Origin of the sequence: Mycobacterium sp. MFM001 (assembly GCF_003402475.1) — a bacterium.
In the GTDB taxonomy this organism is placed as follows: Bacteria; Actinomycetota; Actinomycetes; order Mycobacteriales; family Mycobacteriaceae; genus Mycobacterium.
In genome coordinates, this window is record NZ_BFAB01000005.1 from 321,456 (window position 1) to 342,653 (window position 21,198).

Here is a 21,198-nt window from a genome sequence, read left to right on the forward strand (position 1 = left end):
GAAGCGCCCCTGGCCTTTAGAGCTGGGAATGCTCAAGCCGACGCGAACTCAACATCCAGGCCGAAAACCTGCACGGCGGCGGACTTGCCCTTCAGTGCGTGAAATCCCCTGTCGACCAGTCCGAGTGGTCGAGAAGCCAGTGCCTCCACTGACTGCTGAGTGAGAAGGATCGCGTCGCTGGTGGTCTTGGTGAGCTGCTCGACGCGAGCGGCGACGTTGACGGTGTCGCCGATCAGGGTGAACTCGAGCTTGCCTCCGCCGCCGATGGTTCCGGCGATCACAGAGCCGGTGTTGATCCCGATGCCGATCCGCATCTCCCCGCCGAACCGTTCGGCGACCAAGCGGTGAATCAGGACGGCGGCGCCCACGGCGGCGTCGGCATGATGGGCAAGATCGTTGGGGGCGTTGAAGACGGCCAGCGCGCCGTCACCGAGGAACTTGTTGACGTGCCCGCCGGCGTCGACGACTGCGGGTACGACGATCTCGAACAAGGCGTTGAGCCGGGCGACGGTGTCCTCGGCGGTGTTCGATTCGGCGAACGGGGTGAAGTCGCGAATGTCGATGAACATCACGGTCACTTCGCGGCGTTCGCCGGTGAAGATGTCGTCACCCTGCTCGAGAAGACGGGCCGCCAAGGCTGGGTCGACGTAAGTGCCGAACGCGGCCTGAAGTCGTTGTCGCTCAGACAAACCCGCCTGCATGCGGTTGAACGACGCCGCTAGCGCGCCGAGATCGTCGTCCTGGACCACTGGAAGCCGTTGGCTGTAGTCGCCCGCGGCGACGCGCTTGGTGCCTTCGGCAAGATCTCGAAGCGGCTGCAGGGCAGGCGCGAACGAGGCAGCCACTGCAATCGGTATCGCGACGCCCAGCGTCAGCCCACACGCGATCGCCACGGCGAGCGCGGGGCCGTACCTGGCCAGGTCGAACACGGCTGCCAGCATCGCGCTTGACAGGCAGAACACGAACGCGGTCATGATCATGGACAGGTTCGTCCAATTGGCGAAAGTCGGGCGAGAGCGAGGCAGGGAATCACCGATGCCCGTATCGCTGGCGATGGCGGCTCGGGCCGGCCGCAACGCTCCTTCCGCGAAGCTGTGCACTGAAATCAGCATGTTGGCAACGCCGTTCGCTGCCCCCAAGATCGCGTACTGGACCAGCCGCGGCCCGGTTACCCCTGCGATCGCACCAACAGCGACCATGAATAGAGCAGTCCACACCGCGTCGGACCCGACTGTCCGGCCAACCGCCCGCCGGGCATATGCGTATGTGGCGCTTAATACCGTCGTCGGATCGACCGCGCACCCCGCGACCCACTGCTCGACCGGGCGCAACCCCTTCATTCCAGGAAGAAGGAGCACGTACGCCCGCACCAGGACAGCGACAACCGTAAAGGCGGCTGCTTCGCCGTAGTGACTGGATCTTTCGAAGGCCACAATGACGAATGACCAGAGCAGAAAGACCGGCAGCGTCAACGGATACATCAAGGCGCAGAGCGCCCATGAGTACTTCGACCCGTACCGATCCCATACCCACTGGAAGATGCGGTCCATGCTGGGAGACTAAACGTAAATGGCCGCTGAGCTGCAGTTTTTGCGGAACAGCCCTCCGAAGGCAAGGCGGCTGTTACGGTCGCGTCAATGTTGAGCCGAGCAGGAGATAGCACCGTGAGAAAGCAGCTTGTATTCGCAGCGATCGCCGCGGCAGGTTTTGCCGTTGGTTTGATCGTCGCACCGTCGGCTCATGCCGACGACCAAGGATTCCTCAACGAACTCCAATCCAACGGCTTCGGAGGTTGGTCTGTCGGAGGCCAACAGATGCCTGATGGCGTCTTGGTGGCGCAAGGCTATATGGCTTGCAACAGACTGCATTTGGGCGAGTCACCGGACCAGTTGGTCGGACAGCTGAGCCCTAACGATGCCGGTACCGGCCGAATGCTGATCCAGGCCGCGCAGCACAACCTCTGTCCCGACACTCTGTAAGGGTCGTCTGAGCGCGCGTTTGGCCGTTGCTAGGGCGACGACGCCTGCGCGTGCTTAGGTCGGGGTTGTGAAATCCCTCGTTGTGTTGTTCCGCGACACCGTCGCGGTTCGGATAGCGGTTGCGGCCGTGCTCGGAGTTGTCGTCGCTCTCGCGGTGGGTAACACCGTCGGTTGGCGATTCGCGGTGTCCGGCTGGGTGGTTGCCGCCGGTGTCTACGTGGTGTGGACGCGACTCATCCTGGGCGGAATGGACGCCGACCAAACCTGCAGATACGCGACCCGGGAAGACCCCACCCGGTGGGCATCCGACGCCCTCATCGTGTCGGCGAGCGTCGCGAGCCTGGGCGGGGTCGGTTACGTCGTGGCCGCCGCGTCGCGCTCGGGCCCGGGAGCCATCGAAGCCGCCGTGGTCGGCATCCTGACCGTCGCGGCATCCTGGTTTGCCGTGCACACGTTGTTCACCGTGCACTACGCGCGGCTTTACTACTCGGGCGAGCCGGGCGGAATCAACTTCCACGACCCGGAGCGACCCCGCTTCCGGGACTTCGCGTATGTCGCTTTCACCGTGGGCATGACCTTTCAGGTGTCGGACACCGAGATCGGATTGACCTCCATCAGGGCGACGGTGTTGCGCCACGCGCTGCTGTCCTACCTCCTGGGCGCGGTCGTCTTGGCGGTCACTATCAACCTGATCGCGGGATTGGGTTCCAAGTTATGACCGAGCGGAAAGGGACGTAATGAATCTCTTTGGGCTGCATGGCAAGACCGCTCTGGTGACTGGCGCCTCGAGTGGTATCGGGAAGCAAGTGGCGTTGGCCTACGCGCAAGCCGGAGCTGCGGTGGCGATCGCGGCCCGACATGACGAGCCACTGCAGGAACTGGCCGCAGACATCGCCGCCAACGGCGGGACGGCGATACCCATCACGTGTGATGTGACACAGCCGGACTCGGTGGACGCGATGCTGAACCGAGTCGATGACGAATTGGGCGGGATCGACATCGCGGTGTGCAACGCGGGGATCATCAACTTCAACGGCTTACTGGATATGCAGCTGGAGGAGTTTCAACGCATCCAAGACACCAACGTCAACGGTGTCTTCCTCACCGCCCAGGCCGCGGCGAAGGCGATGGTCGCCCGGCAGCGCGCGGGGAGCATCATCACCACGGCATCGATGTCGGGCCACATCGTCAACACCCCACAGCAGGTAGGCCACTACTGCGCCTCGAAGGCCGCCGTTATCCACCTGACCAAGGCCATGGCCGTGGAGTTCGCGCCCCACAACATCCGGGTGAACAGCGTCAGCCCGGGTTACATCGTCACCGAACTCGTAGAGCCCTACATCGCCGAGTACCAAGCATTGTGGGAGCCGAAGATCCCGCTCGGACGCCTGGGCCGGCCGGAGGAACTCGTCGGCCTCTATCTCTATCTGGCGAGCGACGCGTCGAGCTACATGACCGGTTCCGACATCGTGATCGACGGCGGCTACACCTGTTGGTGAATCACGAAGCGCCCCCGGCGGTTTCGGACCGGGGGCGCTTCTGCAGAGTCCTCTAGTGAGCGTGACCGTGGTGGTGGTCGTCCTCCGGCTTGTCCACGACGGCGGTCTCCGCGTGTTCGATTTAAGGCGCACGCGCCGACCTTGGATGGTCGGCCGACGCTTGTAAAAGACCTTTGGCACGGGTCCGATATCAGTTCTAGCTGATATCAGCTAAACCTGATATCCTGTGGAACGTGCGGAAATGGGAGGTCGATGTGACCCTCATCGAAGCCTGGATCAACTCCCTCGACGATGAGGAATACGACAACTTGATAGCTGCGCTGGAGCAGTTGGAGGAACACGGCCCAATTACTCGCCGACCGTTCGTCGACACCCTCGAAGGCTCACGGCATCCGAACATGAAGGAGCTTCGCCCGCGCCCCACCAAGGCAGGGGCCCACATGCGCGTGCTGTTTGCTTTCGATATCAGATCGCAGGCGATCATGCTGATCGCCGGAGACAAGGCGGGAAATTGGTCCAAGTGGTATGCGAAGCACATTCCGATCGCCGACGACCTCTTCACCGCTCACCAGGAGCGCCTGCGTAGGGAGAAAACCGAAAAGACCAAAACCGCGAACCCGAAGCCAAGAAGGGAGAAGAAAACGATGACCACTCTTGATGACATGCGCCGTCGTCGTCCGGGCAACCGTGCTCGTATTGACGCAATCAAGGCTGAGATGGATCGCGAAGTTGCCCGGTATCGCCTCCGCGAATTGCGCGAGGCCGCTGGCTTCACACAGACGACACTCGCTGCGGCGATTGGCGTTGGTCAGAACCGTGTCTCCCAGATGGAGCATGGCGAGTTGGGCGCCAGTCGTGTCGACACTCTCCGCAAGTACGTTGAGGCGACCGGCGGTGAACTCGAGGTCTCCGTGAAGCGCCCGGACGGGTCACGGGTCGTCCTCAGCCTCTAGAGACGAAAGCACCCCCGGCGAATGCCAGGGGTGCTTTCGTTCCAGCCGTTGCTAGTGAGCGTGGCCGTGTTGGTGACCGGCGTGCTCGTCTTCCTCTTCTGGCTTCTCCACGACGGCGGTCTCGGTCGTCAGCACCATCCGGGCCACCGAGGCGGCGTTGAGCACCGCCGAGCGGGTGACCTTGACCGGGTCGATGACACCGTCTGCGGCCAAATCGCCGTAGGTCAGCGTGGCCGCGTTCAGTCCGTGACCGGCGGGCAGCTCGGCGACCTTGTTGACCACGACGGACCCGTCGAGCCCGGCGTTGGCCGCGATCCAGTACAGCGGCGCGCTGAGCGCCTCGGAGAACACGTCGACGCCCAGCGCCTCGTCGCCGGACAGTGACAACTCACCCAGCGCCTTACGCGCCTGGAGCAGCGCGGTTCCGCCGCCGGCCACGATGCCCTCCTCCACCGCAGCCTTGGCGGCGGCGACGGCATCCTCGACGCTTTCCTTGCGCTCCTTGAGCGCCGTCTCGGTCGCGGCACCGACCTTGATCACGGCCACCCCGCCGGCCAGCTTGGCCAGCCGCTCCTCGAGCTTCTCGCGGTCCCAGTCGGAGTCGGTGGTCTCGATCTCCGAGCGCAGTTGCTTGGCCCGATCGGCGATGGCCTCTTGGGTGCCGCCGCCCTCGACGATCACGGTGTCGTCCTTGCTAACCACCACGCGCCGCGCCGAGCCCAGCACGTCGAGACCGGCCTCGCGCAGCACCAGCCCGACGTCGGGGTTGACCACCTGACCGCCGGTCACCACCGCGAGGTCCTCCAGGAACGCCTTGCGGCGGTCACCGAAGTACGGCGCCTTGACCGCGACGGCCTTGAGCGTCTTGCGGATGGCGTTGACCACCAGCGTCGACAGCGCCTCGCCTTCGACGTCCTCGGCGATCACCAGCAGCGGCTTGCCCGCTTCGGCGACCTTCTCCAGCAGCGGCAGCAGGTCGGGCAGCGAGCTGATCTTGTCGCGGTGCAGCAGGATCAGCGCGTCCTCGAGCACGGCTTGCTGTGCGTCGAAGTCGGTGACGAAGTACGCCGACAGGAACCCCTTGTCGAAGCCCACACCCTCGGTGAACTCCAGCTCGGTGGACAGCGTCGACGACTCCTCGACACTGACGACGCCGTCATGGCCGACCTTGGTCATCGCCTCGCCGACCAGCTCGCCGAGCTGCTCGTCGCGCGACGACACCGTCGCCACCTGCGCGATGCCGGTCTTGCCCGACACCGGGGTCGCCGACGCCAGCAGCGCCTCGGAGACCGCGTCGGCGGCCTTGCCGATGCCCGAACCCAGGGCGATCGGGTTGGCGCCGGCGGCGACGAGCCGCAGCCCGGACTTGATCAGCGCCTGCGCCAGCACCGTCGCGGTGGTGGTGCCGTCGCCGGCGACGTCGTTGGTCTTGGTGGCCACCGACTTCACCAGCTGGGCGCCCAGGTTTTCGAAGGGGTCTTCCAGGTCGATCTCACGGGCGACGGTGACGCCGTCGTTGGTGACGACGGGCCCGCCGAATGCTTTGGCCAACACGACGTGACGGCCGCGCGGGCCCAGCGTTACCCGCACCGCGTCGGCGAGCTTGTCCGCCCCGACTTCCATTGCCCGGCGGGCGGTTTCGTTGAACTCGATCTGCTTACTCATAAGTCTTTCCTGTCCCGTAAAGCGGGCCGCCCCGGAAACCGCCCGCACTCGCGCGGGGATTGCCGGGGCGGAACACGCCTCTAGCTACTTGGAGACGACAGCCAGCACGTCGCGCGCCGACAGGATCAAGTACTCCTCGCCGTTGTACTTGATCTCGGTGCCGCCGTACTTGCTGTAGATGACGGTGTCGCCCTCCGACACGTCGAGCGGAATCCGCTTCTCGCCGTCCTCGTCCCACCGGCCGGGGCCGACGGCGACGACGGTGCCTTCCTGCGGCTTCTCCTTGGCGGTGTCGGGAATGACCAGACCGGACGCGGTCGTGGTCTCGGCCTCGTTGGCCTGTACGAGGATCTTGTCCTCGAGTGGCTTGATGTTCACGCTCGCCACGATTGGAGCCCTCCACTAGTTGGTAGCAGGTCCGGGGCGGTCGCCCCGGACTGTCCGAATTACCAGGTGCTTCGGCATTCGTCCGTGCCCTCGCATCGTCGTCGCGGGTGCCGACGCCAGGGGTTGTCCGATTGCCACCTAGCACTCTATACACGAGAGTGCTAGCACTCAAGGTCGGCCCGCTGCTTCTCTTGAGCTTGTGCACAAGCCGGGCGGGTACAGCCAAAATCCCTATGCTGATGACCTGATGATGGGGTCCCCACATGGCGGTTGACGTCGCGCTGCTGGATTCTGGCGACCATCCGACCAGACCACGCCCGCCGCTCGGGAACGCCGGCGATGCCGCGGACGGCGGAATCCTGGAGGGCCGCCGGATGGCCAATTACCTCGTGGGTCCGTGGGAAGTTGATGAAGCGCTCGCCACCGGCGGAGGCGTTCCAGTGGTGTTGAGGGATGCCGCCGCGTTGAGCTACCACGTAAGCTACGGCGCCCCGCTTGGCGATGTCGCCGCGGCGCACAACTGGGTCGCCGGCTGCGCCACTAGCGGCGGCGCATACAACATGACGAAGTCGCTTGCCAATTTCGTGCTGCGGTTCGCCAGCCCGTCCGACGCCAGCGCGGTCGCCGCCGAGATGGCCGCTCAAAGCAGCCACCTTCTGCAGATGCTCGGCGGCGGTGCCTGGATCCAAACCCGACCCACATCGATTCCACGCCACTCCGACACTCTGGCTGTTACCCACGGGTTCGAGGACGGGACTTCCCGGGTGTGGGCCTACACCACGCGCGGACCGTATGTGTTGTGCCAAGTCGCAAGTTCTACGGATGGCACGGACAGCGGGACCGACTTGGTCGCAAGGATGCTCGATCGGCAGGGCCCGTTGATCGACACGTTCACCCCGACACCCATCGATCAATTGGCCTGCCTGCCAATCGATCCCAGTGGACTGGCTGCCCGCATCCTGGGCGACCCGCGCCCACCGGTGGTCGATGTGGGACCGGTGGCCTACGAGCCGCGCGCGTGGCTACATTTCGAGCGCAATCCGCTCCGGGCGCACGCGCTGTTCACCGCTGCCGGGCTGCAAATGGCCGGTTACGGATTCACGCACGTCTACCAAACCCGGGATGCGGGTTCGGCCAGGATGATCGTCGACGCCTTCGCCGCGGAACTGACCGAAGACGGCTATGTTCCGGCCGTCGGCATCGCAGGCATGCCCGAGGCGAAATGCTTGGTGTGGCGCGACGCCGACTTGGACGAGACGTCGGTCTTCTGCCTGGCGGTTGCCGATCGCTACGCCTTCACCGTCACTCACGACAACGAGACAAAGGCTCATCAGATGGCTGTCGCCCAGTACCTGATGCTGACGAGCGACTAGCCAGCCGATAATGGAGCCCATGACTCGCCTCGCTGGCTTGGCCGCGCTGATTCTCGCGGCCTTCATCGGACTGGCCGGGGTCGCGCACGCCGACCCGAACGGCCAGATGTACGGCGACCCGGGGGCCGCCGCTCCCTATTGGCGCTACCAGCATCAGGAAGACTGCGGTCTGATGGCCGTCGCCGACGTGGTCGGCCAGCTGACCGGCAGAGAACCCACCCAGGTCGGCATCGAGCTGCGCGGCATCTTCACCAAGAGCGAAGTCCACCGCGGCGGCATCTATTTGTTCGACGGCACATCGCCCGAAGACCTGGTCGTGCTGCTGGAGAAATACGGCATCCAGTCCGACCTCACCACCGGTAACACCATGGAGGGACTAGAACAGGACCTGGCCGGCGGCCACAAGGTGATCGCCGGGCTCAACGCGGAAACCATCTGGAACTATCCGCCGGGCAAGGGTCAGCGCACCGACGCCGACCACGCCGTCGTCGTCACCGGCGTCGACACTCGCAACGACATGGTCCACCTCAACGACAGCGGCACCCCCAACGGTCGCGACGAGCAGATCCCGATGGCCACCTTCACGCAAGCCTGGGCTACCGGCAACAACCTGCTGATCGTCACCCGGCAAACCGGCCGTTAGCGCACTTGACCTTTCACCACCGGCAGGCCCGGGTCGCTGGCCACGTCCAGCGGCGACGGCGGCGCCCCGGCGGCCAGCAGGTGCGCGGCGAACGAGGCGATCATCGCACCGTTGTCGGTGCATAGCCGGGGCCGGGGGATCCGCAACGTCAATCCGGCTGTGGCGCACCGCTCTTCGGCCAGCTCGCGCAGCCGCGAGTTCGCTGCCACTCCCCCGGCGATCAGCAGGGTCCCGACGCCAAGGTCGGTTGCCGCGCGGACGGCTTTCATGGTCAGCACGTCGGCCACCGCCTCCTGGAAGCCGGCCGCGATGTCGGCGGTCGACGCGTCGGGATGGCTCTCCACGTACCGGGCGACGGCGGTCTTGAGCCCGGAAAAGCTGAAAGCGTACGGATCGTCGCGCGGGCCAGTCATGCCGCGCGGGAACGCAATTGCGTCGCGGTCGCCGGTGCGGGCCAGGTCGTCGAGAACCTTGCCGCCGGGATAGCCCAGCCCCAGCAGCCGGGCCACCTTGTCGTAGGCCTCCCCGGCGGCGTCGTCGACGGTGCTGCCCAGTTCGACGATCGGTTCACCGAGCGAGCGCACATGCAACAGATGGGTGTGTCCGCCGGATACCAAGAGCGCCACGCTTTCCGGCAGTGGCCCGTGTTCGTAGACGTCAGCGGCCAGGTGTCCGCCGAGGTGGTTCACGGCGTAGAACGGCACCTGCCAGGCGGCCGAATAGGCTTTGGCCGCAGCCACTCCCACCAACAGCGCGCCCGCCAGCCCCGGCCCGATGGTGGCGGCGACGACGTCTGGCTGCTCGATGTCCGCGGCTTGGAGCGCACGGCGCATCGTCGGGCCGAGAGCCTCCAGGTGCGCCCGTGACGCGATCTCGGGGACCACGCCGCCGAACCGGACGTGTTCGTCGACGCTGGAGGCCACCTCGTCGGCCAGCAGCGTCACGGCGCCGTCGGTGTCCAACCGGGCGATGCCGACACCCGTTTCGTCGCAAGAGCTTTCGATGGCCAGAACGATCACTGTGCCTCCCGCCTCATCGTATAGGCGTCGGCCCCGCTGACGCGGTAGTAGCGCCGCCGCACACCGACGTCGGTGAAGCCAAAGCTGCGGTACAGCGCGATCGCCGCATCGTTGTCGGTGCGCACCTCCAAGTGGACGACGCCGCCGTCGGCGAACTCCAGCAGTTCGTTGAGCAGCCGGCGGCCGATCCCGCGGCCCTGGAAGGCCGGGTCGACGCCGATGGTGTGCACCTCGTACTCGAACGGTGGTGTGCGGCCCAGCCGCGAGATGCCAGCGTAGCCCACCACCAGGTCGCCAGCACGCGCGGCCACGTAGCGGTTGTGCTTGGCGGCGAGTTCTCGCAGGAACGCGGCCTTCGGCCAGGGGTCGTCGCCGGGAAACAGCAACGCCTCCAGCTCGGCGCATCGTCGGGCGTCGTCGGGCGTCAGCGGGCCGAAAGTGACTTGTGCCGCAGGCGCTTTGGCGTCGGGCCGGCGCAGGTAGAGCGGTACCAGCGGCGGCGGGCTACCAGACCAATCGGTCACCGCGGCCACCAGCCCGCCCGGCGTCGGGTGGGTCGGCCCGCAGTGCGGCAGGTCGAACAGCGCCGCGTGCTCGGGCGAGCCGGCCACCACCTGAGCACCAGCGGGGTCGACGTCGGGTGGGGCGTTCACCGCCGGGCCGTCGACGCGGATCCCGTCTCGGTAACGCGCCCAATAAATCTCGCGCCGGCGCGCGTCGGTGACGACGAGCGCCTCGCCGGCGGTCTGCCCGCCGATGGCGTCCAGGCTGCACACACCGTACACCGGAATGTCCAGGGCGTGCCCGTAGGCGGCGGCGCTCGCCATGCCCACCCGCAGCCCGGTGAACGGACCGGGACCGCAGCCCACCACCACGGCGTCCAAATCGGCCATCGCCAGGTCGGCATCGGCCAACGCCGCCAACACATTCGGCGTGATGCGCTCGGCGTGGGCGCGGGCGTCGACCGTGACCCGTTCGGCCGGCACCTCGCCGTCGCGCACCACCCCGGCCGTCACGGCCGGAGTCGCGGTGTCGATCGCCAGGATCAGCATGGCCCGCTCCACCGCCAGGTCGCGATCCGCACGTCGGAGTTGGTGACCCGCTCGAGACGGACGTCGAGGTGACGCTCGGAAAGCCGTTCGGCCAAACCCTCGCCCCACTCGACCACCACGACGGCGTCCTCGAGATCGGTGTCCAAGTCTAGGGAATCCAGCTCGCCGAGCAGGTCGGCGCCGCTGTGGTCCAGCAGCCGGTACATGTCGACGTGGATCATCGCCGGCGCGCCGGCGCGCCGCGCCGGATGCACCCGGGCCAGCACGAACGTCGGCGACGTGACCGGCCCGTCGACGTCCATCGCCGCGGCAATTCCCTTGGCCAGCACGGTCTTTCCCGCACCGAGCGGACCGGACAGCACTACCACGTCGCCGGCGCGCAGGTGCGCGCCCAGCTGCGACCCGAGCGCCAGGGTGTCCTCGACCCGTTCCAGGGTCGCCGAACCCTGTTCAGGCACGGCGAAGGACCCGCTCACGCCAGCGCTGACTCACCGCGGCCAGCCGGCCCGGGGTAGCTCGCTTCACCAGCCGCACCAAGCCCTCGTTGATCGGATCCGGCTTGCCAAGCAATACAAGGTGACCCGCCCGACCGACGATGATCAGCTCGCAGTTCGGCAGTGCACTGGCCATCCTGCGCGAATACTCGGCGGGGGTGAGCAGGTCGTGGTCGCCGCAGACGATCAGCGTCGGGATCCGGCCCAGAGTGGCCAGTGCCGCGGTCTCGTCGTGCGTTTCCAGGGCGTGCAGAAACTCGACCATGGTCGGAACGGGCGTGCCGTGCATCATCTTCTGCGAAAACGCCACCACGCTGGGGCTGACGTTGAAGTCACCGTAGGAGGCCGCCCGCAGAATCGGGCCGATCAGTGACCGCGCCACGTGCCGGCCGCGGTGGACCAATTTGGGCGCGGACCGCGCGGTGAACCGGATGGCATCCAGCGCCGGGTTCTGCAGGATCTCTCCCAGCGGCGATTTCGCAACCCCTTCGGCCGCAGACGAAATCAGCGCCGCGCCGACGATCCGGCTGCCGTAGTGCTGCGGGTGTTGGCGGGCGTGCGACAACACCGTCATGCCACCCATCGAATGACCGACCAGCACGATCGGCCCGCGCGGCGCGATCACCTGCAGCACCGTCTCCAGGTCCTTGCCCAACTGGGTGATCGTGTACGTCTCCGGCGGCGCTTCCCCGGAGCGGCCGTGCCCGCGTTGGTCGTAGAAGATCATCCGGACCTTCGGGCCCCACTCGTCGCAGAGCCGCATCCGCTGAAAATGGAAGGCGCCCATGCGAAGACAGAATCCATGGGCGAACACCACGGTCAGTGGCGCGTCCACCGGCCCGACCTCGCGCACTGCCAGCGGCACTCCGTCGGGTGTGGTCACCACGTAGCTGCGGTCGCCGTCGATCGCCTCGAAGTTCTCGTTGACGTAGGGGTCGTCGACGACGACCCGGCGGGTCACCTGCCGGGCGACCGACACCGCGGCGATGGTGCCCACCGCGCTCAGCCCCGCCGCACCCGCCAACCAGCGCGCCTTGCGCCCGTCGTCACCGCTCAACGGTTTTCGGCCTCGCGGTAGGTTCTGGTGATGCGACCGCGCGGGCTGGTCACGACTTCGTAGTGGATGGTGTCGAGCATGTCGGCCCAGTCCTGTGCGGTGGGTTCGCCCTGGGTGCCGGGACCGAACAGGATCGCCTCGTCGCCCTCGGCGACGTCGGGCTGCCCCGGGCCCAGATCAACGACGAACTGGTCCATGCAGATTCGCCCGACGCCGCGGCGCAACCGACCGTTGATCATCACGTCGAGCCGTCCGCCGAGCGCCCGGAACACCCCGTCGGCGTAGCCGATCGGCAGCAGCGCCAGGTTGGTGTCGCGCTCTGCGATCCAAGTGTGCCCGTAGGACACCCCCTCACCGGCGTGCACCGGGCGAACCAGTGCCACAACGGTTTTCACGGTCATCGCCGGCACCAGGTCCAGGTCGTCGCGTTGGCAGAACGGGTTGAGCCCGTAGACCGCGATGCCGGGCCGGACCATGTCGAAGCCAAGGTCGGGCCGGGTCAGCGCCGACGGCGAATTCGACAGATGCGCGACCTCGTAGGGCAGACCATGATCGCGCGCCTGTCCGAGCATCTCCCGAAACCGTTGCGCCTGTAGGTCATTGGCGGGATGCTCGGGCTCGTCGGCGCAGGCCAGATGCGACATGACGCCCCGCAGCCGGATGGCGTCGTCGGCAATGGCGCGGCGCAACGCCGTCAACATGTCCGGATGCTCGGCCGCACGCACCCCGTTGCGGTTCATCCCGGTGTCGACCTTGACCGTCACCGTCGCGGTCCGGCCCGTACGGCGCACGGCGTCGAGCAGTTCGTCGAGTTGGCGCAACGACGACACCGCGATCTGGACGTCGGCGGCCAAGGCCGGCGCGAAGTCGGTGCCCGGCCGGTGCAGCCACGCCAGCACCGGCTCGGTGATGCCGTCGGCGCGCAACGCCAGCGCCTCCTCGATGGTGGCGACACCGAGTTCGGCCGCGCCGGCATCGAGCGCGGTGCGGGCGACCCGGCTGGCGCCGTGCCCGTAGCCGTCGGCCTTGACGACGGCCATCACCTGCGCGGCGCCGGCGTGCTCGCGCAGCACGCGCACGTTATGGGCAATGGCGCCGAGGTCGACGACGGCCTGGGCGATAAGACCCGGGGTTGTCACTATCATCCCGGCCATTGTCCCAGAGCCGCGAATGTGGGCTGGAAGCACGCTGCCAGCGGATTTGCGTGACATAAGTCCACACTCGGCGGCAAGGACGGCTCAGTGGGCAAAGTGCTGCTCGTCGAAATGGCCGCCGGGCTTGAGCTTGTCCAGGTGCGACAGCACGGTGCGGGTGTCGTCGTGCAACGCCCGCGCCAGGTCGGCCGACAGCCCCTCGCGGACCACGATGCGCAGCACCGAGACGTCGGTGGCGTTGTCGGGCATCGTGTAGGCCGGCACCTGCCAGCCGAAGGTGCGCAGCTCGTGGGAGACGTCGAACTCGGTGTAGCCGCGCTTCCCGCGCAGCCGGGCGGCGACCACCGGAATGGCCGACCCGTCGGAGATCAGGTCGAAATGCTCGCCGGCGGCCAGTTGCCCGGCCAGCCAGCGCGCGTTCTGCGACAGCGTCTGCATGACCTGCGTGTAGCCCTCGCGGCCCAGCCGCAGGAAGTTGTAGTACTGGCCGACGACCTGGTTGCCGGGCCGGGAGAAGTTCAGCGTGAACGTCGGCATGTCGCCGCCGAGGTAGTTGACCCGAAACACCAGGTCCTCGGGCAGGTACTCGCTGCTGCGCCACACCACGAACCCGATCCCGGGATAGGTCAGGCCGTACTTGTGGCCGCTGACGTTGATCGACGCCACCCGCGGCAGCCGGAAGTCCCACTTCAGGTCGGGATGCAGGAACGGTACGACGAACCCGCCGCTGGCGGCGTCGACGTGCACCGGAACGTCCACCCCGCCGCCGGCGGCCAGCTTGTCAAGCGCCGCGCAGATCTGCGCGACCGGTTCCAGTTCACCGGTGTAGGTGGTGCCCAGGATCGCCACCACGCCGATGGTGTTCTCGTCGACGGCGTCGACGACCTGCTCGGGGGTAATGACGTAGCGGCCTTCCTCCATCGGCAGATAGCGGGGCTCGACGTCGAAGTAGCGGCAGAACTTCTCCCAGACCACCTGCACGTTGGAGCCCATCACCAGGTTCGGGGTGCGTTTGCGCCAGTCCTTGCCGACCTTCGCCCGCCAGCGCCATTTCAGCGCCAGCCCGCCCAGCATCACCGCCTCCGACGAGCCGATCGTCGACACCCCGGTCGCGCTGGACGGGTCGTCGTCTTTGAGGCCCTCGGCGTGGAAGAGGTCGGCCACCATGCACACGCAGCGGCGCTCGATCGCCGCCGTCGCGGGGTATTCGTCCTTGTCGATCATGTTCTTGTCGAACGTCTCGGCCATCAGCTTGCCGGCCTCGGGATCCATCCACGTCGTCACGAACGTGGCCAGGTTCAGCCGCGAGCTGCCGTCGAGCATCAGCTCGTCGTGAATGAAGCGGTAAGCAGCCTCCGGGTCCATCGACTCGTCGGGCATCCGCAGCGCCGGCACCGGCGCGGTGAAGAGCCGGTTGGTGTAGGCGGGGGCGATCGCGTGCGCGGGCACGGAGGGGTGGGGCATGGGAATCCTTCCTATAGGCCAGCAAGGGCAGTGCGGATGTGGCCGATGATGCGCGACGCCGACGTCGGCGCCTCACGTGGTCCTGGATCGCCGGCGGACAGGGCCGCTGCGCGGGCATGCACGAACGCCGCCGCGGCGGCCGCCTCCCCGGTGGGCAACCCCGCGGCCAGCAGCGCGCCGATCATGCCGGACAGCACGTCACCGGAGCCCGCGGTGGCCGCCCAGGATTGCCCGGCCGGGTTGAGGTACAGCGGCCCGCCCGGTTCAGCGATGACGGTGACGTTGCCTTTGAGCAGTACCGTGGCGCCGAACGCGTCGGCGAGCTTGCGGGTGGCGCCGATGCGGTCGTCGCCCGGCGGAGCGCCGGCCAGCCGGGCGAATTCGCCGGCGTGCGGCGTCAGCACGGTCGGCGCGTCGCGGTTGGCGACCAGTTCCGGGTGCGCGGCCAGGATGGTCAGGCCGTCGGCGTCGACGATCACCGGCAGGTCGGTGTCCAACGCGAACCACAGCGCGGCGGCCCCCGCCTCCTCGGTGCCCAATCCCGGCCCGACCACCCAGGACTGCACCCGCCCGGCCGCGGCCGGGCTGGGCGCAGCGACGACTTCCGGCCAGTGCGAGAGCACCTGATCCAGCGCGCTGCCGACGTAGCGGACCATGCCCGACGTCGCCGCGACCGCGGCCCCGGTGCACAACACCGCCGCCCCCGGATACGTCGACGACCCGGCCAGGATGCCGGTCACGCCCTGGGTGTACTTGTCGTCGTTGGGCCCGGGCACCGGCCAGCGCGCCTTGGCATCGGCCGCTTCGAAGCTCAACAGGTCGGTGTCGGGCAGGTCGAGGCCGATGTCGATCAGCCGGACCCGGCCGCAGTCGGCGAGCGCATGCACAGGCTTGAGCCCGCCGAAGGTGACGGTCAGCGCGGCGTGCACGGCGGGTCCGGTGATCGCGCCGGTGGCCACGTCGATGCCGCTGGGAATGTCGACGGCGACCACCGGGATGTCGTCGACTTCGGCGAACACCTCGGCGGCCGCGGGTCGCAACGGCCCGGAACCGGAGATGCCCACGACCCCATCGATAACCAGATCGGTCGCGGCCGAAACGCTTTCGACGATGCGGCCACCGGATTTGCGGAACGCCGCCAACCCTTTGCGATGAGTGCGCTCCGGGTTGAGCAAGATCGCGTCGGCGGCGGCGCCACGACGCCGCAGGAACGTCGCCGCCCACAGCGCGTCGCCGCCGTTGTCGCCGGAGCCGACGACCGCGCATACCTTCCGGCCGGCCACGCCGCCGGTGCGGGCGGTCAGCTCGCGAATGATCTCGGTGGCCAGGCCGTAGGCCGCGCGTCGCATCAGCGCGCCGTCGGGCAGGCTGGCCAGCAGCGGCGCCTCGGCCTCGCGGATGGTCTCAGCCGAGTAGTAACGCCGCATTCGCTTGCATACCCTCCTCGTCGCACCCGCGCGTCACCAAGGTTACGTGGCCGGGCTGCCGGGTAGGCTCGATTAAGTGAGCTAAGTATCGACTACGGGAGGGCCGATATGCCACGAACCGACGACGACACCTGGGATCTGGCGAGCAGCGTGGGGGCCACCGCGACCGGCGTCGCAGTGGGACGGGCGTTGGCCAGCCGGGGCGCCAGCCCGCTGATCAACGACCCCTTCGCCGAGCCGTTGGTCCGCGCGGTGGGCGTGGACTTTTTCACCCGGTTGGCCAGCGGCGAGCTCAATCCGGCCGAGGTCGACGACAATGGCGAATTCGGCATGCAGCGCATGCGCGACATGATGGCCGTCCGCACACGCTTTTTCGACGACTTCTTCCTCGAGGCGGCCGGCCGCGGGATCCGTCAGGCGGTGATTCTGGCGTCGGGACTCGACGCCCGTGCCTACCGGCTGCCCTGGCCCGCCGGCACCGTCGTCTACGAAATCGACCAGCCGCGGGTCATCGAGTTCAAGACCGGCACGCTGGCCGAGCTGGGCGCCACGCCCTCCGCCGACCGTCGCTCGGTGGCTGTCGACCTGCGCCACGATTGGCCGACGGCGTTGCGCGGCGCCGGCCTGGACCCCACCGAACCGACGGCCTGGAGCGCCGAAGGCCTGCTGCCGTTCCTGCCGCCCGACGCCCAAGACCGGTTGCTGGACAACATCACTGAGCTCAGCGCCGCGGGAAGCCGGTTGGCCACCGAGAACCTGCCCGATGCCGCTCGGTCCGTGCCGATGATGGCCGAACGGATGCGGGAGGTGGTCGAACGCTGGCGCGCTCACGGGCTCGACATCGAGATGACGGACCTGTGGTACGACGGCGATCGCAGCGACGTGGTCGACTACCTCAACAGCCACGGCTGGGACGCCGCGGTCACCAACGCCACTGATTTGTTTGCCGCACACGGGCTTTCGGTCGCGCCGGACGACGACAACGACGCGGCCATGTTCGGCTCGCTGGGCTACGTCACCGCTGTGCGGAGCTGACGAGTGCGCCCGCGGGCCATCGGGTAGAAGCACAGGCCGATGAAGATCGCCGAGAAGTGGCCGATGGCAGTGAAATTCGGATCGGTCACCAGGCCTGCACCGTAGTAGACGATCAACGCCGCCAAGTAGATCCACCGCCACGGCGGCGCAATGCGATAGGTGAGCACCGCCATCACGCCGACCATGAAATAGCTGACGCCGACATCTCGCACATGCACCATCTTTTCGGGTTCCAGGTGCTGCTGGATCGCCAAATACAGCAACCCTTCACTGATATAGGTGGCGACAATGTGGGCGGTGAGACCGACTGTGAGCCAGCGTAATTGGCCAAGCCACCGCTCCGCCGGCGCCAGAAATAGTGTGAACAGCAGCAGGCACATCAGCCAGTCCCCGCCGTCGACCCAGAACAGGCTGGTGAACAGCACGTAGAGCGGGTCGGTGCCCAGGTGGTGAATGTTGGTGGAGCGGTGGACGAGCACCGTATGTAGCTCGTGACGGCTGAGTTGATGCTGCACGATCGTGGTAACCAGCAGCACCGCCAGCCACAGGTAGGTCAGCGGCGCGCTACGCACGAACCGCCACGCCGTGGCCAGCCACGCTTTCACGGCGATTCAGGATAGGCCCTTGATCACCTTTGACGTCGCCGCGTATCGTATCGGCCTATTACGAAACGACGAGTAGCGTAATCATGGGAAAGGATCGGCGCGATGCGCAGCCGCTACGCGGGCCAGCCCTTCACCACCTCGACGGCCGCGATCGCCGCTGCGCTGGAACAGGTCAGCATCCCCACGCTGCTGCTGTCGTGCGTGCACATCACCGGCGACCCGCGTTTCATCCGCGACTTCAAGCCGGCCGGGATCTTCCTCAACGAGGTGCAGGGCTTCATGTCGGAGGAGGACAAGGCGCGCGCCCGCCAGGCGGCGCTGCCGGTGATCACCGACTACCGCGACCGCGGCTGCCCCGAGCCGGCGCCGCTGCCCCGCGAGCTCATCAAGGAAATGATGGACTGGGCGGTCTGCGAGACCGTGCCCGACGACTACGTCGCGCTGCTTCTCGAAGAGATGGACCTCGAGGGGGTCGATCCGCGCCGGCCCTCCCCGCTCGACCCGGACCGCGCTTCAGCGTTGCCCGTCGTGGTCATCGGCTGCGGCGAATCGGGCATCCTCGCCGGAATCCGCCTGAAGCAGGCCAACATTCCGTTCGCCATCGTGGAGAAGAACGCCGGCCCCGGCGGAACCTGGTGGGAGAACACGTATCCGGGAGCGCGTGTCGACGTCGCCAACCACTTCTACTGCTACAGCTTCGAACCCAGCAACGACTGGACACACTTCTTCGCCGAACAACCCGAGCTGCAAGCGTATTTCACCAAGCTGATCGACAAGCACGCTCTGGGCGAGCACATTCGGTGGCACACCGAAGTGACCGCCGCGACGTGGGACGACGGCGACGGCATGTGGACAGTCAGCCTGCAGTCACCCGAGGGCCGGACGGCGCTGCGGGCTCGTGCTGTGATCACCGCCGTCGGGCAATTGAACCGCCCCTACATCCCGGACTTCGACGGCGCCGACACGTTCGAGGGGCCGTCGTTTCACTCGGCGGCGTGGGACCACTCCGTGGACCTGGCCGGCAAGCGCGTCGCGCTGATTGGCGCGGGGGCCAGCGGTTTTCAGATCGCGCCGGCCATCGCCGACGACGTCGCTGCGCTGACTGTGTTCCAGCGCACCGCCCAGTGGATGTTCCCCAACCCGATGTATCACGAGTCCGTCGGCGACGGCGTGCGCTGGGCGATGGACCATCTGCCGTTCTACGGCCGGTGGTACCGGTTCCTGGTCTTGTGGCCCGGGGCGGACAAAGGCCTCGACGCTGCGCGGGTCGACCCCGCCTACCCCGACCAGGATTACGCGGTCAGCGAGATGAACGCCGCCGCCCGGCTGATGTTCACCGACTGGATCACCAATCAGGTTGACGGCGACCAGGATTTGCTGACCAAGGTGCTGCCGGACTATCCGGCCACCGGCAAACGAACCCTGCAGGACAACGGCACCTGGCTGCGCACGCTGCGCCGCGACAACGTCGAACTGGTACGGACGCCTATTGAGCGGATCACTCCCAGCGGCGTCGTCACTGCCGACGGTGTCAGCCACGACGTAGATATCATCATCTACGCCACCGGTTTTCGGCATACCGATGTGCTCTGGCCAATGACGATCATCGGGCGCGACGGGATCGACCTGCGCAGCGTCTGGGGGCAGCGGCCCTATGCCTACCTGGGTATCACCGTTCCCGGATTCCCCAACTTCTTCCTCATCTACGGCCCGGGCGCGCATCTCGCACACGGCGGAAGCCTGATCTTCAACTCCGAACTGCAGATGCGCTACATCAACGCCTGCCTGGCGGAACTGGTTGAGGCGGACGCCCATTCCGTCGAGCCGACCGTCGAGGCGGCCCGAGATTGGCATCGCCGCACCCAGACCGAGATCAAGAAGATGGTGTGGTCGCACCCGGCTGTCAAGCATTCCTACTTCAAGAACGCCGACGGAGAGATCCACACCGTCAGCCCGTGGCGGCTCAACGAATACTGGTCGGCGGTGCGGGAACCCGACTGGTCGCAATTCGTAGTGCGGAAAGGATCGCAGTGAGTGGAGTAGTGATAACCGGTGCCGCGTCGGGCATCGGCCGGGCCTGCGCCGAGGCGCTGGTTGCCGACGGCCGGCGGGTGGCGCTGTGGGACGTCGCGCCGGCGGTGAAGGAAGTCGCCGCGGGCCTCGGAATGCCTTCTGCGGTGGTCGACGTGACCGACGACGCGGCGCTGCCCGATGCGGTCGCGGCCGCCGACAGCGCGCTCGACGGCATCGACGGGCTGGTGCACGCCGCCGGCCGGGTGCTGGCCGAGCCGGTCGGCGCGTATAGCGGCCAGTCGTGGGATGCCGTTCTCGACGTGAACCTGCGGGCGCAGGCGATGTTGGTGCAGCTGCTGTTGCCGCACCTGGAAAAGGCTGCGCGCGAAGGCGGTTCGCCGGCGGTGGTAGGCATCTCGAGCATCGAGGGGTTGACTGCCAACCCGTTCATCCCGGCCTACTGCGCGTCGAAAGCCGGGCTGCTGGGGCTGACCCGGTCGATGGCTGCGCAGCTCGGGCCGGCCGGCATCCGGGTCAACGCGGTGTGCCCGGGATTCATCCACACGCCGATGCTGCAGATCGCGCTCGACGTCGAGGAGGTCCGGGCGGGCTTCGTACAGGCCGCGCCGCTGGGCCGGATCGGCGAGCCAGCCGAGGTTGCGCAGGCAGTGGCGTTCTTGATGTCGCCGCGGGCGTCGTTCATCACCGGCACCCACCTCGTCGTCGACGGCGGCGTCACTTGCCGGCATCCCTGAGTTGTGCCGACCGGGCCATCGGGTAGAAGCACAGCCCGATCAAGATCGCCGCTAAATGCCCGATCGCGGTGAAGTTCACATGGATGATCAGCGGGACGGTGAAGACCAGGAACAGGACCGCGAGATAGCCCCATCGCCACGGCCGCGGGATGTGGTAGGCCAGCACTGCGATCACCCCGACCAGGAAGTAGCTGACTCCGATATCGCGGGCGTGCACCAGCTTCTCGGGCTCCAGGTGATGCTGGATCGCTAGGTACAGCAAGCCTTCACTGATATACGTCGCACCGATGTGCGCCGTCAATCCCACAGTGAGCCATCGCAATTGGCCGAGCCAACGTTCGGCCGGCGCAAGGAACAGCGTGAACAGCACCAGATACGGCGTCCAGTAGCGGCCGTCGATCCACAGCAGGCTGGTGAACAGCACCTCCAGCGGATCGCGGGCCAGGTGGTAGAGGTTGGTGGAGCCGTGCACCAGCACCGTGTGCAACTCTCGCCTGGACAGGTGATGCTGGATGATCGTGGTGACCAGCAAGACGGTCAGCCAGATATACGTCAGCGGCGCGGTGCTCACCCACCGCCAGACATACGCTAGGGCTGTGATTCGCGGCCGATTACGACCCTGGC

General features: G+C 67.1%; 21 protein-coding genes and 2 pseudogenes. 10 read left to right on the top strand and 13 right to left on the bottom strand.

Annotated elements, in window-relative coordinates; all coding sequences use genetic code 11:
* Positions 1-32: 32 nt before the first annotated feature.
* Complete coding sequence (locus MFM001_RS11495; protein ID WP_116375386.1) at positions 33-1,550, bottom strand: adenylate/guanylate cyclase domain-containing protein; 1,518 nt, start codon at positions 1,548-1,550, stop codon at positions 33-35.
* An 87-nt stretch (positions 1,551-1,637) separates the two neighbouring features.
* On the opposite strand from MFM001_RS11495, the gene MFM001_RS11500 reads away from it, so the two are divergent.
* The 5 genes and pseudogenes from MFM001_RS11500 (at position 1,638) to MFM001_RS11520 (ending at position 4,431) form a co-directional block, all read left to right on the top strand.
* A complete protein-coding gene (locus tag MFM001_RS11500; protein ID WP_238159097.1) occupies positions 1,638-1,979 on the top strand; it encodes a DUF732 domain-containing protein in 342 nt (113 codons plus the stop codon).
* Between the two features lie 67 nt (positions 1,980-2,046).
* Positions 2,047-2,697: a DUF1345 domain-containing protein gene (locus MFM001_RS11505; protein ID WP_116375388.1), complete on the top strand. Its 651-nt coding sequence runs from the start codon at positions 2,047-2,049 to the stop codon at positions 2,695-2,697.
* 19 nt (positions 2,698-2,716) lie between these two features.
* Complete coding sequence (locus tag MFM001_RS11510; protein WP_116375389.1) at positions 2,717-3,478, top strand: SDR family oxidoreductase; 762 nt, start codon at positions 2,717-2,719, stop codon at positions 3,476-3,478.
* Between the two features lie 233 nt (positions 3,479-3,711).
* Positions 3,712-4,119: pseudogene (locus MFM001_RS11515) on the top strand (type II toxin-antitoxin system RelE/ParE family toxin); the annotation flags it as partial.
* A gap of 3 nt (positions 4,120-4,122) precedes the next feature.
* Positions 4,123-4,431 (top strand): helix-turn-helix transcriptional regulator, encoded by a 309-nt coding sequence (locus MFM001_RS11520; RefSeq protein WP_116375444.1) that lies wholly within the window; start codon positions 4,123-4,125, stop codon positions 4,429-4,431.
* Positions 4,432-4,482: 51 nt separating this feature from the next.
* Here the strand turns inward: MFM001_RS11520 and groL are convergent, their stop codons facing one another.
* A complete protein-coding gene (gene groL / locus MFM001_RS11525; protein WP_116375390.1) occupies positions 4,483-6,096 on the bottom strand; it encodes a chaperonin GroEL in 1,614 nt (537 codons plus the stop codon).
* Positions 6,097-6,180: 84 nt separating this feature from the next.
* Positions 6,181-6,483, bottom strand: coding sequence for a co-chaperone GroES (gene groES / locus MFM001_RS11530; protein WP_045384501.1), 303 nt, complete (start codon positions 6,481-6,483; stop codon positions 6,181-6,183).
* 263 nt (positions 6,484-6,746) lie between these two features.
* Here groES and MFM001_RS11535 point away from each other — a divergent pair, with 263 nt between their 5' ends.
* On the top strand, positions 6,747-7,856 hold the full coding sequence (locus tag MFM001_RS11535) for a hypothetical protein (RefSeq protein WP_116375391.1): 1,110 nt from the start codon (positions 6,747-6,749) through the stop codon (positions 7,854-7,856).
* Between the two features lie 19 nt (positions 7,857-7,875).
* Complete coding sequence (locus MFM001_RS11540) at positions 7,876-8,499, top strand: C39 family peptidase (protein WP_238159099.1); 624 nt, start codon at positions 7,876-7,878, stop codon at positions 8,497-8,499.
* Here the strand turns inward: MFM001_RS11540 and tsaD are convergent.
* The 8 genes and pseudogenes from tsaD to MFM001_RS11575 all read right to left on the bottom strand — a co-directional run bounded on the left by tsaD (position 8,496) and on the right by MFM001_RS11575 (position 16,166).
* Positions 8,496-9,518: a tRNA (adenosine(37)-N6)-threonylcarbamoyltransferase complex transferase subunit TsaD gene (tsaD, locus tag MFM001_RS11545; protein ID WP_116375393.1), complete on the bottom strand. Its 1,023-nt coding sequence runs from the start codon at positions 9,516-9,518 to the stop codon at positions 8,496-8,498. The two genes, MFM001_RS11540 and tsaD, sit on opposite strands and share 4 nt — an antisense overlap.
* Complete coding sequence (gene rimI / locus MFM001_RS24830; RefSeq protein ID WP_238159112.1) at positions 9,515-9,997, bottom strand: ribosomal protein S18-alanine N-acetyltransferase; 483 nt, start codon at positions 9,995-9,997, stop codon at positions 9,515-9,517. Before rimI ends, tsaD begins: the two co-directional genes overlap by 4 nt.
* Positions 9,977-10,570 (bottom strand): annotated as a pseudogene (gene tsaB / locus MFM001_RS24835) (tRNA (adenosine(37)-N6)-threonylcarbamoyltransferase complex dimerization subunit type 1 TsaB); the annotation flags it as partial. The gene rimI and the pseudogene tsaB, both read right to left, overlap by 21 nt.
* Entirely contained in the window at positions 10,564-11,028 is a 465-nt protein-coding gene (gene tsaE / locus MFM001_RS11555) for a tRNA (adenosine(37)-N6)-threonylcarbamoyltransferase complex ATPase subunit type 1 TsaE (RefSeq protein ID WP_238159101.1), read from the bottom strand. The gene tsaE and the pseudogene tsaB, both read right to left, overlap by 7 nt.
* Positions 11,021-12,121: an alpha/beta fold hydrolase gene (locus MFM001_RS11560; RefSeq protein ID WP_116375395.1), complete on the bottom strand. Its 1,101-nt coding sequence runs from the start codon at positions 12,119-12,121 to the stop codon at positions 11,021-11,023. Before MFM001_RS11560 ends, tsaE begins: the two co-directional genes overlap by 8 nt.
* Positions 12,118-13,266 (bottom strand): alanine racemase, encoded by a 1,149-nt coding sequence (gene alr / locus MFM001_RS11565; protein ID WP_192886914.1) that lies wholly within the window; start codon positions 13,264-13,266, stop codon positions 12,118-12,120. Before alr ends, MFM001_RS11560 begins: the two co-directional genes overlap by 4 nt.
* 93 nt (positions 13,267-13,359) lie before the next feature.
* Positions 13,360-14,745, bottom strand: a complete 1,386-nt coding sequence (locus tag MFM001_RS11570; RefSeq protein ID WP_116375397.1) for a glutamate decarboxylase — start codon at positions 14,743-14,745, stop codon at positions 13,360-13,362.
* 5 nt (positions 14,746-14,750) lie between these two features.
* The gene (locus MFM001_RS11575) at positions 14,751-16,166 is read right to left on the bottom strand and encodes an NAD(P)H-hydrate dehydratase (RefSeq protein WP_116375398.1); all 1,416 of its coding nucleotides are present in this window, start codon (positions 16,164-16,166) and stop codon (positions 14,751-14,753) included.
* A gap of 108 nt (positions 16,167-16,274) precedes the next feature.
* Between MFM001_RS11575 and MFM001_RS11580 the strand changes: the two genes are divergently transcribed.
* Positions 16,275-17,201 carry a class I SAM-dependent methyltransferase gene (locus MFM001_RS11580; protein WP_116375399.1) on the top strand — a complete coding sequence of 309 codons (927 nt, stop codon included), beginning with the start codon at positions 16,275-16,277 and terminating at the stop codon, positions 17,199-17,201.
* Here MFM001_RS11580 and MFM001_RS11585 read toward each other — a convergent pair.
* Positions 17,177-17,806, bottom strand: a complete 630-nt coding sequence (locus MFM001_RS11585; protein WP_371685526.1) for a rhomboid-like protein — start codon at positions 17,804-17,806, stop codon at positions 17,177-17,179. The genes MFM001_RS11580 and MFM001_RS11585 overlap by 25 nt on opposite strands.
* Positions 17,807-17,908: 102 nt before the next feature.
* On the opposite strand from MFM001_RS11585, the gene MFM001_RS11590 reads away from it, so the two are divergent.
* The gene (locus MFM001_RS11590; protein ID WP_116375401.1) at positions 17,909-19,840 is read left to right on the top strand and encodes an NAD(P)/FAD-dependent oxidoreductase; all 1,932 of its coding nucleotides are present in this window, start codon (positions 17,909-17,911) and stop codon (positions 19,838-19,840) included.
* A complete protein-coding gene (locus tag MFM001_RS11595; protein WP_116375402.1) occupies positions 19,837-20,574 on the top strand; it encodes an SDR family NAD(P)-dependent oxidoreductase in 738 nt (245 codons plus the stop codon). Before MFM001_RS11590 ends, MFM001_RS11595 begins: the two co-directional genes overlap by 4 nt.
* Here the strand turns inward: MFM001_RS11595 and MFM001_RS11600 are convergent.
* Positions 20,555-21,175 (bottom strand): rhomboid-like protein, encoded by a 621-nt coding sequence (locus MFM001_RS11600; protein WP_116375446.1) that lies wholly within the window; start codon positions 21,173-21,175, stop codon positions 20,555-20,557. The two genes, MFM001_RS11595 and MFM001_RS11600, sit on opposite strands and share 20 nt — an antisense overlap.
* Positions 21,176-21,198 lie beyond the last annotated feature (23 nt).

Coding starts and splice junctions, on each gene's coding strand:
- MFM001_RS11495 (WP_116375386.1), bottom strand. CDS start 1,550: ATGGACCGCATCTTCCAGTGGGTATGGGATCGGTACGGGTCGAAGTAC.
- MFM001_RS11510 (WP_116375389.1), top strand. CDS start 2,717: ATGAATCTCTTTGGGCTGCATGGCAAGACCGCTCTGGTGACTGGCGCC.
- MFM001_RS11540 (WP_238159099.1), top strand. CDS start 7,876: ATGACTCGCCTCGCTGGCTTGGCCGCGCTGATTCTCGCGGCCTTCATC.
- MFM001_RS11580 (WP_116375399.1), top strand. CDS start 16,275: ATGCCACGAACCGACGACGACACCTGGGATCTGGCGAGCAGCGTGGGG.
- alr (WP_192886914.1), bottom strand. CDS start 13,266: ATGATAGTGACAACCCCGGGTCTTATCGCCCAGGCCGTCGTCGACCTC.
- MFM001_RS11520 (WP_116375444.1), top strand. CDS start 4,123: ATGACCACTCTTGATGACATGCGCCGTCGTCGTCCGGGCAACCGTGCT.
- MFM001_RS11575 (WP_116375398.1), bottom strand. CDS start 16,166: ATGCGGCGTTACTACTCGGCTGAGACCATCCGCGAGGCCGAGGCGCCG.
- MFM001_RS11590 (WP_116375401.1), top strand. CDS start 17,909: ATGCGCAGCCGCTACGCGGGCCAGCCCTTCACCACCTCGACGGCCGCG.
- MFM001_RS11500 (WP_238159097.1), top strand. CDS start 1,638: ATGTTGAGCCGAGCAGGAGATAGCACCGTGAGAAAGCAGCTTGTATTC.
- MFM001_RS11535 (WP_116375391.1), top strand. CDS start 6,747: ATGGCGGTTGACGTCGCGCTGCTGGATTCTGGCGACCATCCGACCAGA.
- groL (WP_116375390.1), bottom strand. CDS start 6,096: ATGAGTAAGCAGATCGAGTTCAACGAAACCGCCCGCCGGGCAATGGAA.